The 17,734-nt window shown below is 55.7% G+C and carries 14 protein-coding genes; 9 read left to right on the top strand and 5 right to left on the bottom strand.

Annotated elements, in window-relative coordinates; translation table 11 throughout:
* Positions 1-82: 82 nt before the first annotated feature.
* Positions 83-1,414, top strand: coding sequence for a UDP-glucose/GDP-mannose dehydrogenase family protein (locus tag B1C80_RS25845; protein WP_077924081.1), 1,332 nt, complete (start codon positions 83-85; stop codon positions 1,412-1,414).
* A 102-nt stretch (positions 1,415-1,516) separates the two neighbouring features.
* The gene (locus tag B1C80_RS25850) at positions 1,517-2,491 is read left to right on the top strand and encodes a UDP-glucuronic acid decarboxylase family protein (RefSeq protein WP_077924082.1); all 975 of its coding nucleotides are present in this window, start codon (positions 1,517-1,519) and stop codon (positions 2,489-2,491) included.
* 235 nt (positions 2,492-2,726) lie between these two features.
* Here the strand turns inward: B1C80_RS25850 and nspC are convergent, their stop codons facing one another.
* Entirely contained in the window at positions 2,727-3,878 is a 1,152-nt protein-coding gene (gene nspC, locus B1C80_RS25855) for a carboxynorspermidine decarboxylase (protein WP_077924083.1), read from the bottom strand.
* A gap of 69 nt (positions 3,879-3,947) precedes the next feature.
* The gene (locus B1C80_RS25860; RefSeq protein ID WP_369822743.1) at positions 3,948-4,769 is read right to left on the bottom strand and encodes a TonB family protein; all 822 of its coding nucleotides are present in this window, start codon (positions 4,767-4,769) and stop codon (positions 3,948-3,950) included.
* 246 nt (positions 4,770-5,015) lie between these two features.
* On the opposite strand from B1C80_RS25860, the gene B1C80_RS25865 reads away from it, so the two are divergent.
* Both B1C80_RS25865 and B1C80_RS25870 read left to right on the top strand, forming a co-directional pair.
* On the top strand, positions 5,016-8,306 hold the full coding sequence (locus B1C80_RS25865) for a SusC/RagA family TonB-linked outer membrane protein (RefSeq protein WP_077924085.1): 3,291 nt from the start codon (positions 5,016-5,018) through the stop codon (positions 8,304-8,306).
* Positions 8,307-8,344: 38 nt separating this feature from the next.
* Entirely contained in the window at positions 8,345-9,910 is a 1,566-nt protein-coding gene (locus tag B1C80_RS25870; protein WP_077924086.1) for a SusD/RagB family nutrient-binding outer membrane lipoprotein, read from the top strand.
* 78 nt (positions 9,911-9,988) lie between these two features.
* Here B1C80_RS25870 and B1C80_RS25875 read toward each other — a convergent pair whose 3' ends face one another.
* Entirely contained in the window at positions 9,989-10,792 is an 804-nt protein-coding gene (locus tag B1C80_RS25875) for a hypothetical protein (protein ID WP_077924141.1), read from the bottom strand.
* Between the two features lie 129 nt (positions 10,793-10,921).
* Positions 10,922-12,136 carry a saccharopine dehydrogenase family protein gene (locus B1C80_RS25880; protein WP_077924087.1) on the bottom strand — a complete coding sequence of 405 codons (1,215 nt, stop codon included), beginning with the start codon at positions 12,134-12,136 and terminating at the stop codon, positions 10,922-10,924.
* Between the two features lie 157 nt (positions 12,137-12,293).
* Between B1C80_RS25880 and B1C80_RS25885 the strand changes: the two genes are divergently transcribed.
* From B1C80_RS25885 to B1C80_RS25895, 3 genes are all read left to right on the top strand, one after another.
* On the top strand, positions 12,294-12,725 hold the full coding sequence (locus tag B1C80_RS25885; protein WP_077924088.1) for a hypothetical protein: 432 nt from the start codon (positions 12,294-12,296) through the stop codon (positions 12,723-12,725).
* A 141-nt stretch (positions 12,726-12,866) separates the two neighbouring features.
* Positions 12,867-13,310 carry a hypothetical protein gene (locus tag B1C80_RS25890; RefSeq protein WP_077924089.1) on the top strand — a complete coding sequence of 148 codons (444 nt, stop codon included), beginning with the start codon at positions 12,867-12,869 and terminating at the stop codon, positions 13,308-13,310.
* Positions 13,311-13,471: 161 nt separating this feature from the next.
* Positions 13,472-14,092, top strand: a complete 621-nt coding sequence (locus B1C80_RS25895; RefSeq protein ID WP_077924142.1) for a TetR/AcrR family transcriptional regulator — start codon at positions 13,472-13,474, stop codon at positions 14,090-14,092.
* A gap of 70 nt (positions 14,093-14,162) precedes the next feature.
* Here the strand turns inward: B1C80_RS25895 and B1C80_RS25900 are convergent, their stop codons facing one another.
* Entirely contained in the window at positions 14,163-15,458 is a 1,296-nt protein-coding gene (locus B1C80_RS25900; RefSeq protein WP_077924090.1) for an aminopeptidase P family protein, read from the bottom strand.
* Positions 15,459-15,600: 142 nt separating this feature from the next.
* On the opposite strand from B1C80_RS25900, the gene B1C80_RS25905 reads away from it, so the two are divergent.
* Positions 15,601-16,152 carry an ABC transporter permease gene (locus tag B1C80_RS25905; protein WP_236648929.1) on the top strand — a complete coding sequence of 184 codons (552 nt, stop codon included), beginning with the start codon at positions 15,601-15,603 and terminating at the stop codon, positions 16,150-16,152.
* A 33-nt stretch (positions 16,153-16,185) separates the two neighbouring features.
* Positions 16,186-17,733: a S8 family serine peptidase gene (locus tag B1C80_RS25910; protein WP_077924143.1), complete on the top strand. Its 1,548-nt coding sequence runs from the start codon at positions 16,186-16,188 to the stop codon at positions 17,731-17,733.
* Position 17,734 lies beyond the last annotated feature (1 nt).

Below are 17,734 nucleotides of genomic sequence, written 5' to 3' on the forward strand. Positions count from 1 at the left end.
AAAACTCCTATTTTTGCAACGTTCGACCGTCATTCGGTCTATCTCAACCAACTCTTAGTAACAACTCTTTAATGTTCAGTCTATGAAATTGGCAGTCGTTGGAACCGGCTATGTAGGTCTTGTGACGGGAACGTGCTTTGCGGAGACCGGCAACCAGGTGACGTGCGTCGATATTGACGAACGGAAAGTAGAGAAGCTTAACAACGGCATCGTGCCAATTTACGAGCCGGGACTGGAGACGCTTTTTCACCGTAACGTAGAAGAAGGACGCTTATCGTTCACTACAAACCTGGAAGAAGGCATCAAAGGTGCCGAAGTTATTTTCCTGGCCCTGCCCACCCCGCCGGGCGAAGATGGGTCGGCCGACCTGAAGTATATCCTGAAAGTAGCCAGTGATCTGGGCCCGATCCTGAAGCAGTACGCGGTGATCGTGGATAAAAGTACGGTGCCGGTAGGAACTGCCGAAAAGGTACACGCCCACATCGCCGACAACGCAACGGTCGATTTCGACGTGGTTTCGAACCCGGAATTCCTGCGCGAAGGCGTAGCCGTAGAAGACTTTATGAAGCCTGACCGGGTCGTTATCGGTACGCGTTCTGAGCGGGCCAAGTCGGTCATGAACAAACTGTACGCCCCGCTGGTGCGGCAGGGTAACCCCGTCATTTTTATGGATGAGCGCTCGGCCGAAATGACCAAATACGCAGCCAATGCGTTCCTGGCTACCAAGATTACGTTCATGAACGAGATCGCCAACCTGTGTGAGCGGGCGGGCGCCAACGTTGACGACATCCGGCGCGGTATCGGTACCGACAGCCGTATCGGCAAACGATTCCTGTTTGCGGGGATTGGTTACGGCGGCAGCTGTTTCCCGAAAGACGTTCAGGCGCTGGCCAAAACCGCCCAGGATTTCAATTATGACTTCAAAGTGCTGAAGTCGGTCATGGAGGTAAACTACGAGCAGAAGATCAAGCTCATTCCGCAGATTTTGAACCACTTTGGGGGCGATCTGAAAGGCAAAACTATTGCCGTATGGGGCCTGGCGTTCAAACCGTATACTGACGATATTCGGGAAGCGCCGGCGCTTGACAACATCCGGGCGCTGGTCGACGCGGGTGCTAAAGTAACCGTATACGATCCCGAAGCGATGGAGAACGTGCGCAACCTGATCGGCAACACCGTTACCTACGCCCATACCCAGTATGCCGCCCTCGACGATGCCGACGCACTCGTGATCGTGACGGAGTGGCCGCTGTTCCGTACCCCCGATTTCGACAAGATGAACCTGCTGCTGAAAGGCAAAGTCATCTTCGACGGTCGTAACGTGTACGAACTGGACCAGATGCGTGAACAGGGCTATACGTACTATAGCGTAGGCCGCGAAGCCGTTTTGGCACCAGTAGAGCAAAAAGTGTAGTTTTTAACGACGGCGTAACGGAGATTTGCAGAGCATACGGCAATCTTCGTTACGCTGTGTGGTTAGCTACTTCGCTATGTTTATTCATTTTACAGGCATTTCATGAAACGTGTACTTATTACCGGCGGGGCCGGTTTTCTGGGGTCGCATTTGAGTGATCGCTTCATTAAGGAAGGTTATCACGTCATTGCGATGGATAACCTCATCACGGGCGACATCCGGAATATTGAACACCTGTTCCACCTGCCGAATTTCGAGTTCTATCATCACGATGTCTCGAAGTTCATCCATGTACCGGGCGAACTAGACTATATTCTTCACTTTGCTTCGCCCGCCAGCCCAATCGATTACCTGAAAATCCCAATTCAGACGCTGAAAGTAGGCTCATTGGGTATTCACAACTGTCTGGGGCTGGCCCGGGTAAAAAACGCCCGCGTACTGATTGCCTCGACCTCAGAAGTATACGGCGATCCCACCGTGCATCCGCAGAACGAAGAGTACTGGGGCAATGTGAATCCGGTCGGGCCGCGGGGTGTCTATGACGAAGCGAAACGGTTCCAGGAGGCCATGACGATGGCGTACCATACCTACCACGGTCTGGAAACGCGCATTGTCCGGATCTTCAATACCTACGGCCCCCGGATGCGGCTGAACGACGGTCGGGTGTTGCCGGCTTTCATTGGCCAGGCCCTGCGCGGTGAAGACCTGACCGTGTTTGGCGATGGGAGCCAGACCCGTTCGTTCTGCTACGTCGACGACCTGGTTGAAGGCATTTATCGGTTGCTGCTCAGCGATCATGCTTACCCGGTCAACATCGGTAACCCGTCTGAAATCACGATTCGGGAGTTTGGCGAAGAAATTATCAAGCTGACCGGTACGTCGCAGAAACTGGTCTTTAAAGACCTGCCGAAAGATGATCCGAAACAGCGGCAGCCCGACATTACCAAGGCTAAGGAACTACTGGGCTGGGAGCCCAAGGTGTCGCGGGCCGAAGGACTTCGGGTTACGTATGAATACTTCAAGAGCCTGCCTCAGGAAGAACTGTACAAAGCCGCCTATCATCGCGAGTTCAAATAAGGTAGACGAGCTCCCCGCCTGGCGCGTATCCGACCGGCCTGGGAACGAGTTGGAAACTTTATCACGAAATCGTAAATCTATTTGTACTTTTACGGCAGTATCTGCCTTGTGCAGAACACCTTTAGCTGTCTGATCAAAACCTGCGTGCCCCGATGCATGCAGGTTTTTTTATGGCCGGTCCGCTGGCGCGAATCTACTCCGCCGAACGGAACAGATCTGCGCCAGCGGTAATCGGTTAACTCAGGCGATCTTTAAAGCTATCGTAGCCATAGCTCCGTACCAGCCGGAAGTGCTGGTCTTCGTTGACGATACCAATGCTGGGCAGGTTCACGCCGTTGAAAGTGGTCGTCTTCACCATGGTGTAGTGAATCATATCGTCGAATACGATACGGTCGCCAACGGCCAGCGGTTCGTCGAACGAATAATCACCCATAAAATCGCCGGCGAGGCAGGTCATACCACCAAGCCGGTAGGTAGGCTTGCCGGCTACCGGCTCGTGGTAAGCTCCCAGAATGCGTGGTTTGTAGGGCATCTCGAGGGTGTCGGGCATATGGGCGGCAAACGACGTGTCCAGAACGGCAACATCGATGCCCTGGCTGTTAAATACATCGAGTACGGTAGAAACCAGTACGCCCGTTTGCCAGGCAATGGCCGAACCCGGCTCCAGAATGACATCTACGTTGTACTTCTGCCGGAACGCCCGCAGAATCCGGATGAGGTGGTCGGTATCGTAGCCCTCGCGGGTCATCAGGTGGCCCCCGCCCAGGTTAACCCACCGGGCCTGGTGAAGCAAAGAGCCGAACCGGCTTTCGAGCGCGTCGAGGGTGCGTTCCAGCGTATAGGAGTCGTTTTCGCAGAGGGTGTGTGAGTGAATGCCTTCCAGGCCTTCGGGGAGCTGATCGGGAAGCTGATCACGGGTGGCACCCAGCCGCGAACCCGGTACGCAGGGGTTATACATGTCTGTCGCTACTTCCGAATACTGGGGGTTGACCCGAATCCCGCAGGATACCCGCCCCACTGCCCGGTGCCCGAACCGTTCCCACTGGCTCCACGAGTTGAACGTCAGGTGGCTGCTCCGCTCAATGACCTCCTCGAAATCGCTATCCTGATAAGCCGGAATATAGGTATGGGCTTTAACATTCATGTACTCGTTTACGAGCTTGACCTCGTTCAGCGAACTGGCCGTGGCTCCGCTCAGGTACTCGCGCACGAGTGTAAACGCGCTGTACATAGAAAACCCTTTCAGCGCCAGAATAATGGTGACACCGGCCGCCTGCTGCACCGAGTCGATGAGTTCCAGGTTCCGGCGTAGTTTGGCTTCGTCGAGCACGAAACAGGGCGACGGGGCCGTATTGATATAAGCCGGTTGATGTAAGGTCGTTTGCATGGCGCAAAGGTACGGCCTGATTGGTTCTGACCACGCGACCGATCCGGCATTACTACCCCGCCGGCCGGGCTATTCGAGCGTGAAGGCAATAGGTAAGGTAAATTTCACCCGAACGGAGCGCCCCGACTGCTTACCCGGGCGCCACCGGGGCATCTTCTGGACCACGCGTACGGCCTCCTCGTCGCAGCCGAATCCTATTCCTTTCAGCACCTGAACCTCGGTCAGGCTCCCGTCTGTGTTGACAATGAAACTGACGTATACCCGACCCGATATACCCGCCGTGCTGGCCCGTCGGGGGTATTGTAACGTACGGGTAACGAAGTCGCTCAGGGCGGCCATACCGCCGGGGTACTCGGGTTGCTGCTCGACCGCAATAAAGGTCTCGTCGTGGTTGGTAGGAGCTACGTCCAGGGCCCGTTCGGTTGCCGTGGGGCCGGTAGCCTCGGGGGCGGCAATGACTTCATCGACCCCCGTTCCTTCGGCCGTAACCGGCCCGGAGGTGGCTTTCTCCAGCTGCTCGGTTGTGGGTGGCAGGGCTTCGTCGACGACCTCGGGGTCGGGCAGTACTACCGGTGGCAGGTTCCGGACGGTACTGACCGCCGGGGCCTGTTCAACCGGCGGGATCGGTACGGGTTGTTCGTTGGGCGTGTCGGGTAGTTTGACCAGATCAGTTTCGACCAGTACGATCTGATCGCTCAGGTCGGGCTTTGGAAAAAGCCGGGCGTAGAGAGCTGGTGCCGCCAGACCCAGCAGAAACAAACCCACGCCCACCCACAGGGCGCGGGTAAGCGCTGGCCGGTACTGCTGGCGCAGGTCAAAGGCACCGTAGGCCCGATGCCGGGCCTGAAAAATGATTTCGTTGTAGGTCAGCGCATCGGCTGGTGTAGCTATACGGGACATGATCTCGGAGCGGTTTGGTTTGTACCGCATGGATGCGCACCGGAAACAATTTCCACAATTCAGACGAAGAGAAGCCAGGAAGTCAGGTGAACGTGCGCTTTACTGGGGGCAAGTAATTTTTCTGCGTATAAATAATAGTAATACTATCAAAACTATTTACTTTGCTATTGAGTTGGATAGTAATAATATCTAAGTGATATTACTTACCCTACTCTTGTAACTTAATCGAGATGTATCATGCGTATAACGTGTATTAGATTACTGCTGGGCGGATGGTTATTGCTGATTTTACCCGGACTGGCTTTTGCCCAGGAGCGGATTGTATCCGGAAAAATCACTAATGTGGAAGATGGCACTCCTATCCCGGGGGCCAGTGTTTCGATAAAAGGGACGAACCGTGGCACTACAACCGACGTCAATGGCACTTACCGGCTCAATGTAGGTACCGACAACGGGCTTGTCGTCAGTTTCGTTGGCATGATGAGCCAGGAAGTTGAAGTTGGGAGTCGATCGGTCATAGATGTTGCGCTCAAACCCGATTCGCGACAACTGACAGAGGTTGTCGTGACCGCGCTGGGAATTCAGAAAGAAGCCAAAGGACTAGGCTTCTCCCAGACATCCATCAACAACCAGGAACTAACGGTTGGCCGAACCACCAACATTGCCAACGCACTGAGCGGTAAAATTGCCGGGGTGCGCATCGCCGGCTCCAATGGTATGACGGGCTCCTCGTCGAACATTCAGATTCGGGGGCTAACGACGTTTACGCAGAGTAATCAGCCTCTCTTCGTGGTCGATGGCATTCCGGTCGATAACGGGGGCGGGGTAGCCGGTTCCGGTCTGCTCAATACCTCGAATTCGCAAACGGGGGTGTCTAACTCAAACCGTGGCATCGACCTCAATCAGGACGATATAGAAACGATGACCGTGCTGAAAGGGCCTGCTGCTGCCGCCCTGTACGGGTCGCGGGCTGCGGCCGGTGTCATTATGATTACCACCAAGAAAGGCCGGGCCAACGGCAATAAAAAAAATACTGTCAACTATACCGGTTCGTTCAACGTCGTTGAGGTAAACCGGTTTCCTGACTACCAGAATGAATACGCCCGCGGCACCTCGCTCAATGCGCAGGGGCAGCCCGCGGCCCCCGTTTATCAGCCCAATGCAGATCAGCTGAGCTGGGGCCCCGTTATTCGGGGTCAGCGGGTGGCGAGTTCGTACTCGGCTGCCGACCGTACGCTGTTCAACCTGCCCGATTCGGTTACGCTGACTGCTTACCCCAACAACGTCCGTAACATGTTTCGGCAGGGAATCAACCAGCAGCATAATGTCAGCTTCTCCGGCGCAACCGATAAGTCTAACTACTACTTCTCGTACGGGATGCTGAGTGATCGTGGTTTTCTGGAGAATAACCAACTGGATCGCCACACTTTTTCGGCCAACGCTAACTCGCAGCTGACCAGCCGGCTGAGCGTCGGGACCAATATTCAATACATTTACAACACATCGAAGCGGAGCCAGATTGGTAACCAGTTGGCCAATCCGCTGTTTCGGGGGTGGTTTTTACCCCGCGATTATGATCTGCTTGGCGAACCCAATACCCGTCCTGATGGCTCGCAGGTGTACTTCAATGCCAACACCGATCATCCGTTCTGGACACTCCGCAACAACCTCTACGACGACAACCGGAGCCGGCTGATTGGTAACGTGAACCTTACCTACAAGTTGACGGACTGGCTGTCGTACACGGGTCGCGCGGGTACCGATATGTTCACCGAAAACCGGTTTACGGTCGATGCAATCGGGTCGCGGGGGCAGGCCAACCACGCTGTGGCGGGGGTAGGCGCCATCGGCAACCGAAACATAACCCGCCGGGAAACGAGTTTCTATAATACGTTTACGGCTACCCGTGATCTGACCGAAGACCTGCGCATGACGGCCCTGGTGGGTAGCGAAATCAACCAGATCAATCAGGTCGATCAGGCCGTTGTTGGTAATACGCTCGCCACGCGTGATTTCAACAACATCAACAACGCTACCAACTTTATCCCGTATTACGAACAGCTGCGCCGGCGGTTGGTTGGGGTGTTTGCCAACGTCGACCTTCGCTACAAAGGATGGGCCAACCTGACCCTGACGGGCCGGAATGACTGGTCATCGACGTTTGCCGCCGGGAACCGCTCGTATTTCTACCCCTCTGCGTCGGGAAGCGTTATCCTGAGCGATGCGCTGCCCCGGCTGTTTGCCGACCAGCGGGTATTGTCGTTCGCCAAGGTGAAAGGGGCCTGGGCGCGGGTAGGCCGCGAAGCGTTTCTGTTTGCCACGGCTACCTATTTTGATAACGCCAACCCATCCGATGGCTTTGGTCCGCAGATACAGTATCCGTTTCTGGGGCAGCAGGGGCGTACCTTACAGAACGGAGCCGGTAACCCGCAACTGGGTCCCGAGTTCACGCGCAGTCTCGAATATGGGGTAGAGTTGAAGTTCTGGGAAAACCGCATCGGGTTAGACATAACCCATTTCAACCAGCGCTCGACCGATATCATTATTTCGGTGCCTATTGCGGCCGCTTCCGGCTTTACCAACGTAGCCCGAAATGCCGGGGTGCTGGAGTCGCGGGGCTGGGAGTGGAACTTGAGCATTACACCCATTCGGAAGGCTAACTTCAAATGGGATATCGGTTTCAACGGAGCCCGCATCCGCAATAACGTGATCTCGCTAGCCGAAGGGGTGCAGAACATACCACTCGGGCCGTTTACAACCGCCGAGGGCCGTATTCAGGCCGGACTGCCATATGGGACTATGTTTGCCAACACACTGCTCCGCACACCACAAGGACAGCTGGTCGTTAACCCAACCAACGGGCTTCCCATTTTGGACCCCCGTGGTCTGCAGAACGTAGGCGACCCTAACCCGCGCTGGACGGGGGGCGTTATCAACAACTTCAGCTACAAAGGCATCAATCTGAATTTCCTGATCGATATCCGCCGGGGTGGCGATGTGCTGTCGCGGGTGGTGGGCGATCTGCGCCGGACGGGTGTGGCGGCTGAAACCGCTGACCGACCCCGTTTTGGCGCCGACGGACAGCCACTGCGCAACTATACGATTGATGGCGTGTATGGCAACGGAACGATAAATCCGACAACGAACGCGCCGGTGCTGACAACCCGCGAAGGGCAGGCTCTGGCGTCGGGCCAGGCCCCCGTGTCCAACGACATTGCTATATCGGGTCAGCAGTACTGGGGGCAACTCTATACCTTCAACGCGCCCGGCATGTTCGTTTTCGATGGCTCCTGGACCCGCCTGCGTGAGGCTAGTGTGACCTATACGGTGCCCAAGAAATGGCTGGATCGTACGCCATTCGGTTCGCTCGAAGTGGGTGTCAACGGCCGTAATCTGCTGCTTTGGACAAAGGTGCCTCATATTGACCCGGAGTTCAATGTCAACAGCAACCAGAACCTGCAGGGTATTGAGTTCAACACCATGCCGCAGGCCCGGACCTATGGAGCCCTGTTGCGGCTATCGTTCTAAGTCGGCCATTGTGTTTCACGCAAAAAGAAAAATCACCAATGAATACATACAAAGCAGGATTTCGTTCGCTGATCGTAGCGGGGTTACTACTGACCGGTACGAGTTGCAGCGACTATTTCGATGTAAATACCAGCCCTAACCTGGCTGCGTCAGCACCGGCCAACCTGTTGCTGACAAGTGCTGAAGGGATGCTCGGGTTTACGATGGGGAGTGATGTACACCGGTATACCTTGCTTTTCTCCCAGCAGCTGGCTGCTCAGAACGGTCGGCAGACGGAGGCCTGGGATGCCTATAACCTTCAGTCGACTGAAGTAAACGGGCTGTTCCGGACTAACCTCTACGCCGGTGTTATGGCCGATCTGGAGCAGATACTGGCCAAAGACCCGCAGGTGACCCACCCGGCCTTCTTCGGAATTGCGAAAACGCTGAAAGCGTTCACGTACAGCGTCATTACCGATCTCTGGGGCGATGTGCCTTTCTCGCAGGCCCTGCAGGGAACAACGAATACCCAGCCCAAGCTGGACCCATCCCGTGATATCTACACGGGCCTGATCCGGCTCCTGGACGAAGCCATCGTTGATCTGGGAAAGACGTCGTCTCTGGCCGCGCCCACGACTGCCGATTATGTGTATGCTGGAAATACGCAGCGCTGGATTCGCCTGGCCAATACGCTTAAACTCCGGTTATACCTGCATATGCTGAACGCCGGTGCCGTAACGCCTGAGGTCGTGAATGCGTTTGTTCGGACTACCGAGGCCAACGCGCAGACAGGCTTCATGACCGGGGTGGCCGACGACTTTCAGCAGCGCTTCGAAGCAACTGCCAACCGCCAGAACCCCATTCATCAGTTCATCCTGACCCGCACGGACGATATTGCGGTGAGCGCAACGATCATGAATCTGATGAACAGCAAGGCCGACCCGCGCCGGGCAGTTTATTTTACGCCCGCTCCGTTCAGTCCGGCGGCTCTGGCAACTCCCCCGGCCAGTACAACAGGGTATATAGGCCTGCAGAATGGTACGGGGGGCAACCAGGTTCGGAACACCCTGTCGCGGTTACACACCTACGTGCGGGGTAACGTGACTACACCGGCGGCATCGGTACCGGCCGGCCCAACGCTCGGCGTGACCAGCCTGGCCTACGACGGTACGGCGCCGGTACAAATGCTGAATTTTGCGGAGTATAACTTCATCCGTGCCGAGCTGGCCCTACGATACGGTGGGCCCGGCGATGCACAGACGTTCTTTCAGCGCGGTATTACGGCCTCGTTTACCGACGCGGGCTTAGGGGCTCAGGCAGCGGCCTATATTACCCGCAACGGCACCCTGACCGGTTCACCTGAGCAGCAGCTCCAGCAAATTATCGAAGAAAAGTACGTTGGCAATTTCATGGTGGCGCTCGAGCCCTGGAACGACTGGCGCAGAACCGGTTACCCAGGATTGTCGCGCATACCGACGTCCGTGAACCCGGGTAATCAGGGGCGTGTGCCGCGGGCTTTACCGTACCCCCAGCAGGAGGTAGATGCCAATCCCAACATCAGCCAAAGAAATAGCCTGAGTGAGCGGCCTGTCTTCTGGGACACGCGCACCACCGGGCCCCAGTAATCATGTGAGTTAAATTAAGTAGGAACGATTAAAAGCCGCCTTCGATGAGGGCGGCTTTTTTTTGCGGACCAGTTATGACTACAGTTTATCGTATTGCTCCACCAGGCTGGCCGCGTCGCCCTCATTCTTGAAACTAAGCTGGTCAGCCATGGCTTTCAACCCGTCGCGTTTATCGGACAGGGCGTCGAGCAGTGATTTTTTCGTCAGCCTTACTTTAACCAGCGTCTGGTCGGGCTTGAGCAGGTAGTAAGCGTGGCTGTTCTGGAACGAGTCGTACCGGATGTCGTTGGAGTAGGGTTGCTTGTAATCAGCGCCCTGAAACGTTTTCGCGACCCGTTTCAGCAGGGCGGTCTTGCCCTCATACAACACCAGAAAATAGCTGCCATCGGCGGCCGCATCGGATGTTTTTACGTTCGGATATCGCTTGAACAGGTATTCCTGCCCATCAGGACTAACCAGCTGAAAGTGGCTGACCGTGCTGCGATCAATAATGATGGAGTCGTTTCCCATCGTAGGCCGAAGCAGAATCAGTGCCTGCCGGAAAGCGTCGAATTTAATGGGTACGTCGGTATAGCGTTTGCCCCCGAGCAGCAGAATCTGACCCTTCGACCAGCCGTTGAGGAAGTAGGGGGTGCCGCGGAGGCCTTCGTAGCGCGTGTCGATGGTGCGGACCATGATGCCCGGGCTACCAGCGCTACCCACCGCGTTGACAATCTGCGACATTTCCTGGTTTGTCAGGGGCGGGTTGTTGGGCTGCCTGGACGTTACCGGCGCCGGGTCGGGTTTAAGCGCCCGCCTGGTTCGGCTGCTGTCGGTCGTCTGGGCCTGCAGCGCGAAGGGAAGCAGCACCAGTACTACTAATGCGTACTGTTTTAGGAACATGATAGTTCGTTGGTTAACGGGAATGAATAGGGGTAAAAATACAAAATCGGCATCAAAACACATGGCCGTTTGTCACTATAATGACCGACTGTGCTTGATGCCGATTCGGGTCAGGCTGTTGCCTTAGGCTCAGGCCGGATACTCGTGAGGAAGCGGTATGTCTACGCGCTCCTGCACGGGCAGGCCCTGTTTGTTCATTTGCTCGATGAACGGGTCCGGATCCATCTCTTCGCAGTTCCAGACGCCGGGTTTCATCCAGACGCCCGTCAGCATTAGCATGGCGCCGATCATGGCCGGCACACCGGTCGTGTAGCTAACCGCCTGGCCGCGCACTTCTTTGTATGTTTCGGCATGGTCGCAGTTGTTCCAGATGAAGTACGTCCGGTCTTTGCCGTCTTTAACCCCTTTGATCTGGCAGCCAATGCTGGTCTGGCCGGTATAGTTCTCGCCGAGGCTGTCGGGGGCGGGCAATACCGCTTTCAGGAACTCGAGCGGAACGATGTTCATACCCTGAAACGGCACCGGGTCGATGCGGGTCATGCCTACGTTTTGCAGCACCTCGAGGTGGGTCAGGTAAGCCTGGCCGAATGTCATCCAGAAACGGGCGCGCTTCAGGGTCGGAAAGTTCTTGACGAGCGACTCGAGTTCTTCGTGGTACAGCACATACGACTCGCGGGGGCCAATTTCCGGGTAGTCGATGGGCTTATGAATGCTCATAGCCGGTATCTCGACCCATTCGCCGTTTTCCCAGTACCGACCGGGCTGGGTAATTTCACGGATGTTGATTTCCGGGTTGAAGTTGGTTGCAAAGGCTTTGCCGTGGTTACCGGCGTTGCAGTCGACAATGTCGAGGTAGTCCATCCGGTCGAAATGGTGTTTGTTGGCATAGGCCGTAAACACCTGCGTGGCGCCGGGGTCGAAGCCGCAGCCCAGCAGGGCCATCAGCCCGGCCTGCTCGAAGCGTTCTTTGTAAGCCCATTGCCAGCTGTATTCGAACTTGGCTACATCTTTAGGTTCGTAATTGGCGGTATCCATGTAATGCACACCGGCTTCCAGACAGGCGTCCATGATGGGCAGATCCTGGTAGGGGAGAGCCACATTGATGACCAGCTTCGGCCCAAACGACCGGATCAGCGCTACCATCTCGGCCACCACATCGGCGTCGACCTGCGCAGTCTGAATCGTAACGCCGTGCATCTCCTGAATGTCAGCCGCAATGCGGTCACATTTTGCCTTGGTGCGGCTGGCCAGCATAATGTTCGTAAATACGTTGCTGTTCATAGCGCATTTGTGCGCTACTACACTGCCAACGCCACCGGCTCCAATAATGAGCACGTTTGCCATGTATCGTCTATAGTTTACGTTTTGGCCGCAAAGATAGTGAGCCAGCCGCGGACTTGGTCAGTAAGGGATATCTTCGCTGATGAACAAATAGTTACCTTAAACAAATTATTACTATATTTGTTTTATAGGAAATATGCAGTCTTAAATCGCTCTCGTTATGAAATTTATCTCCTCAGCTGGATCATTTGAACTCTCGATTCTGGGTTACGGTAAAAAGGCAACCAACTGGCGGGAGCGAAACCGGTTGCAGTGTCGGGTATCGACGTTACTGGGGCAGCAGGCCGATACGCAGTCGGCTCCGTTGCAGACCTGGGAAGTTGGCCGGTTGCTGAACGGCCTTCGTGCGCTCTGGAACAAAGCCGCGAGCCACATTGACGTTTCGTTTCCGGAGCCCGGTCTGAGTGTTGAGGCCACGGCGCTCCCGAACGATAGCTATCGGTTACAGATTCAGCTGGACCACGCCCTGACCCCTGCCTGGCATACGTATCCCGGTTTTCCGGTCAAGATCAATCTGCTGCTGAACCGCAGACAGTTGCAGGAAGCCATCCAGGACCTGTCGGGTCAGGTGGCGGCCTATCCGGAGCGTTGACGGGGCGTTTCTTTCGTGCGTTTGCCAGGTGCCAGACCCTAGCCGGGTTTGCGTATCTAAACGTATAGTGGTACCTTTCAGACGTATATACGTGTTCCGCACAACCTGGTAGGTACTACGTCAGGCTACAGCTCTAACCCCATGCTTCTAATCGGCCAGCGCAGTTTCTTCGAACTGAACATTTTAGACTACGAAAACGCCCCAGACAGCCCTTCGTCGGCCGATCGGAATCTGCTTTGGGTGGCGCTTCGGTCCGGCTGGCAGCACCACCAGTCTACCTCTACCGCTGCTATCCTTTATACCTACGAAATCAGTACCCTGCTCGACTGGCTGCGGCAGCTGCACGCCACTGGTCGTTCGCAGGGAAGGCTGGTCTTTACGGAACCGTGCCTCAGCCTCGAATGTATTTCGGCTGACTCCGACGAGTTTCTCCTGCAAATCAAATTGGCCTTCGAAATAGCCCCTGATTGGCACGACGACCCACTTTCTCCGTTCTGGCTGCCCGTTGTTGTGACCAGACATAAGCTCGCCGAAGCCATCGGTCAGCTGTCGGACCAGTTCCTCAATTTTCCGGTAAGGCGTTAAGGTTACCGCTTGGTAACATCAACTTGTTTATACATATTTGTACCCAGACTATGGCTTGGGTAGAGTTAGTAGCGCCCTCCCGATTGTAAGAGTCGATAAACACCTAATTAAAACATAACTGATTAACAAGTATGAAAGTCGTCAAGCGCAGAAACCGCCAGATGACCATGGAACGTATTTTGCGTGCCATGGGGGATGTAATGGCCGAACGAGGTACTGAAAAAGCAGGTATTAACGCTGTGGCCGAACGTGCCGGGGTTAATAAGGTGCTGATCTACCGTTATTTCGGTGGCTGGAACGGTTTGCTGGAAGCGTATGTGCAGCGCGGGTTCTTCCTGTCGATGTTCAATGACAAGTTTCTGGAGTCCGTTCCCGACAACCTGCCCGCCGAAAACCGGAGTAAAGTATGGTCCGAGTATACCATCCAGTTTCTGCGTGAGTTCCGGGCGCGCAAGCCGTCGCAGGAGCTTATTCGCTGGGAGATGACCCACGGCGAAACCGAGCTGGCCCGCCGGCTGGCCGAATACCGGGATCGGTCGTATAAGAACCTGGTTGACAAACTGGCTCCCTACACCGATTTCGACCCGATTGCCATTACCAGCCTGATGGTTTCGGCCGTTACGTATATGGTACTGACCAGCGCACAGCGTGATCATATCGTCGATATCGATCTCCGCACCGAAGCCGGCTGGGAGCGCATCGAAACGGCAATCCGCCGAATCTATTCAAGCCTGAACATTGCGCTCGACCGCGAAAACGCCAAGAAAGCCGAGGTTAAATAAACGATCTGGCAATCGGGTTGCGGGTATTGGATAAACTCCGGTACACCGCAACCCGACTACCAGGGCCCGCTTACCGGTTCATTAACTCCTCGATCTCGTCGGCAACGACCGGAATGTTAGCCATCAGATCGATATTGCCCGACTCGGTCAGAATCACGTTATTCTCCAGCCGGATCCCGATTTTCTCGTCGCGGATATAAATGCCCGGCTCAACGGTAAATACCATGCCGGGCTCCATCTTCCGGTACTTGTTCCCTACGTCGTGTACGTCGAGCCCCAGAAAGTGGGAGGTGCCGTGCATGAAATATTTCTTATACAGGGGCGCATCAGGATCCTGTTTTTCTACGGCCGCCCGATCCAGCAGGCCCAGTCCAATCAGTTCCGACTCCATCACCTTACCTACTTCGCGGTGGTAATCGTCCCAGAGGTTACCGGGGCGCAGCATCTGTTTGGCTTCGTTCATCACCCGCAGCACCGCATCGTATACGGCCCGCTGGCGTTCGGTAAAGCGGCCGTTCACGGGTACCGTACGCGTCATATCGGCATTGTAGTTGGCATACTCGGCGCCCAGGTCGAGCAAGACCAGATCGCCATCCTGACACTGCTGGCTGTTGTCGATGTAATGCAGTACGCAGGCGTTGGCCCCCGACGCGATAATGGGCGAATAAGCCGCCCCCCGGGAGCGATTGCGCAGGAACTCGTGCATCATCTCGGCCTCAATTTCGTACTCCCAGACTCCGGGTTTGATGAAGCCCAGCAAACGCCGGAACATTTTTTCTGTAGTGTCGATAGCCGTCTGAAGAAGCTGGACCTCCTGCGGTTGCTTGATCGCCCGGAGGTAATGCATTAGCGGAGCCAGCCGTTCCAGATGATGCAACGGGTACAGCTGCCGAAACTGGTCGATGTAGCGGGCATCGCGGGTCTGTACGTCGACTGTGGCGCGGGTGTGCTCGTTGGTGTTGAGGTAGATGTGTTCGGCCTCAAACACCATCTGGCCAAATATCTGCTCAAACTGGTTGTTCCAGTAGATGCGTGACTGCGGAATACCGGTGAGTTGCTCAGCTTCCGCTTTGGTGAGTTTATGCCCTTCCCAGATCTCGATGAGTTCGCTGGTTTCGCGCAGGAACAGCGCTTCGCGGAATTTCGGATCGGGATGATCGGGAAACAGAACCAGCCGCGTTTCTTCCTGATCGACGCCGGAGAGATAAAACAGGTCGTTGTTCTGCCGGAACGCCATCGTCCCATCGGCATTGGTAGGCAGTATGTCGTTGGCATTGAGCACGACCAACGATCTGGGCTTCAGCCGGGTGGCCAGTCGCTGCCGATTTTTAATGAAAAGTGATGAATCGAGGGGTAAGTAGCGCATTAGGCTCAACGAATTTGATTGTGGTATCCGGCATCGTGACGTTTACTAAATCACCGGTCTGCTGTGCGGCAAATGTAGTAAATGGTCGCGCTGGTTAGTTGAAAAGCGTGCATATTTGGCCGTTCACATAACCCCACCGCGTATGTCCTTTTCTTCTACTTTAGTCCGGTTTTCGGTATTGACCACCACGCTTTTTACCCTGTCTGCAGCGGCTCTGGCGCAGACGTCATACGATATAGCTCCCGGCGAACCGGCCGTATTCAACGGCGTCGAGTACGGCATCGAAGTACTGAACGAACGAGCCCAGGACGTCAAAACCGAAGAATATAACCGCTACGAACTGGGGCTGTACGTAACCAACAAAAGTGGCTGTGCCAAGCTGATCTTCCCGCGGCAGACCCTGTTTGGTACCGAAAGCAACCCGAACCTCCTGGCCAGTTTCGACTGTCTGAACGCAACCGGCAAACGGATGACCAGCAAAGGCGGGAATCTGCTGGCCCGGCCTTTTGTGGTGCCTTACCGCGAAACCGTAAAGGGAGCCGACGGGAAAGACGTCGTTAAAACCACCAACGTGCAGGCCGGGTATATTCTTCGCAACGGCGAGAGCGTCAGTGATCGGATCATTGTGATCGTACCGGCGGGTGAGAAGCCCCGAATGCGGGTACGGGTTCGGGAAATTATCGACAATTTCTGAACAATTCCGGTCTGGAGTGGCTATTTTAGCATGATGAATCATGTTGTACGGAGATGCCTGAGGCTTTTATGGCTGTTGCCTGGCCTGGCATGGGGTCAGCCGGAACCGGCGAACACAAACTACTGGATCCTGCTGGAGGGTAAAGACATCACAGCTCCGCCCGCTTTATCGCCCGCAGCGCTGGCCCGACGGCAACTTCAGCAACTCCCCATTGACGATACCGACCGCCCGGTATCGGCGGCTTATCTGCATCAGCTCCAGCAAACCGGTATTCGGCCCCTGCGCCAGTCGCGCTGGCTGAACGCGGTATCGGCCCGGCTAACGTACGAACAGCGTCGGCAGGTGCTGGCGCTGCCTTTCGTAAAAAGCATACAACCCATCGATCCTGCCCTGATCATCACCGCTACGGAGCCCGTCTCCAAACCGCAGCTCGCACCGGTCATGACCCAGATTCAGGCACCGGATTTTGTGAGGGCGGGCTTAACGGGGCGATTCGTGACCATCGGGGTGATCGACGCGGGCTTTTTCGGAGCCGATTCGGCCAACGCGCTCAAACACGTGTTCAGCCGGGAGGGCGTTCGGCTGGTTCGCGATTATGTACATCCGAACCGGCCAAAAACCAATCTGCTCCGAACGCTGGAGTCCATGTCTGACTTTCACGGTACCGAGGTGCTGGCGGCCATTGCCGGGACCGATCCTACCGAAAATATTCAGTATGGCCTGGCTACCGATGCCACCTTCTACCTGGCCCGTACCGACCAGGGAAACCGCGAATACAGGGGCGAAGAAGACAACTGGGTGGCCGCTATGGAGTGGATGGACAGCCTGGGCGTACGGCTCATCAACACCTCGCTGGGGTATGCCAAAGGCATGAGTAACCCCAAGGAAAATTACGAGCCCCGGCAAATGGATGGCCACACGAGCCTGATCAGCCGGGCCGCCCAGATTGCCGCCGACAAGAAAGGGATCCTGATCGTGGTATCGGCTGGTAACGAAGGCGACGACCGTTCGTGGCGGATCATCAGCACCCCGGCCGATGCACAGGGAGTGCTGGCCATCGGCGCTACCAACGCCAAACTCTGGAACCGCATCGGCTACAGCAGCATCGGTCCCGAGAGTTTACCGTACCTGAAGCCCAACGTATCATGTTTTTCGCTGTATGGCACCTCCCTGTCGGCGCCTGTGATTACGGGCTTTGCGGCCTGTCTGATGCAGGCCAATCCGAAGCTTACCAACAAACAGGTGATGGAGATCATTGAGAAGTCATCACATCTGTACCCATACGGTAACAATTACGTTGGCTACGGCGTACCCCAGGCGTCGCGGGCGCTGGCGCTTGTCAAAAACCAGTCCCTGCCGGCAACCGCCCGCTCCATCAAAGCCTCGGGTAAGTCGCTGACGCTGGATGTCAATACGGCTGAACCGGCGGTATCGGTCTTTCATAAGAAAGATGCCACCCACGTACTGCAACAGGAAGCGGCCAAGGTTAGCAGCGGCAAGCTGACCCTTAAACGCAGTAGCGGTGAAAAGCAGACCACTGTCGATCTGATTCGGGAAGTAATCGAGGTTGTCTGGGAATAAA

The sequence above is a fragment of the Spirosoma sp. 209 genome (assembly GCF_002006735.1).
Taxonomy (GTDB): Bacteria; Bacteroidota; Bacteroidia; order Cytophagales; family Spirosomataceae; genus Spirosoma; species Spirosoma sordidisoli.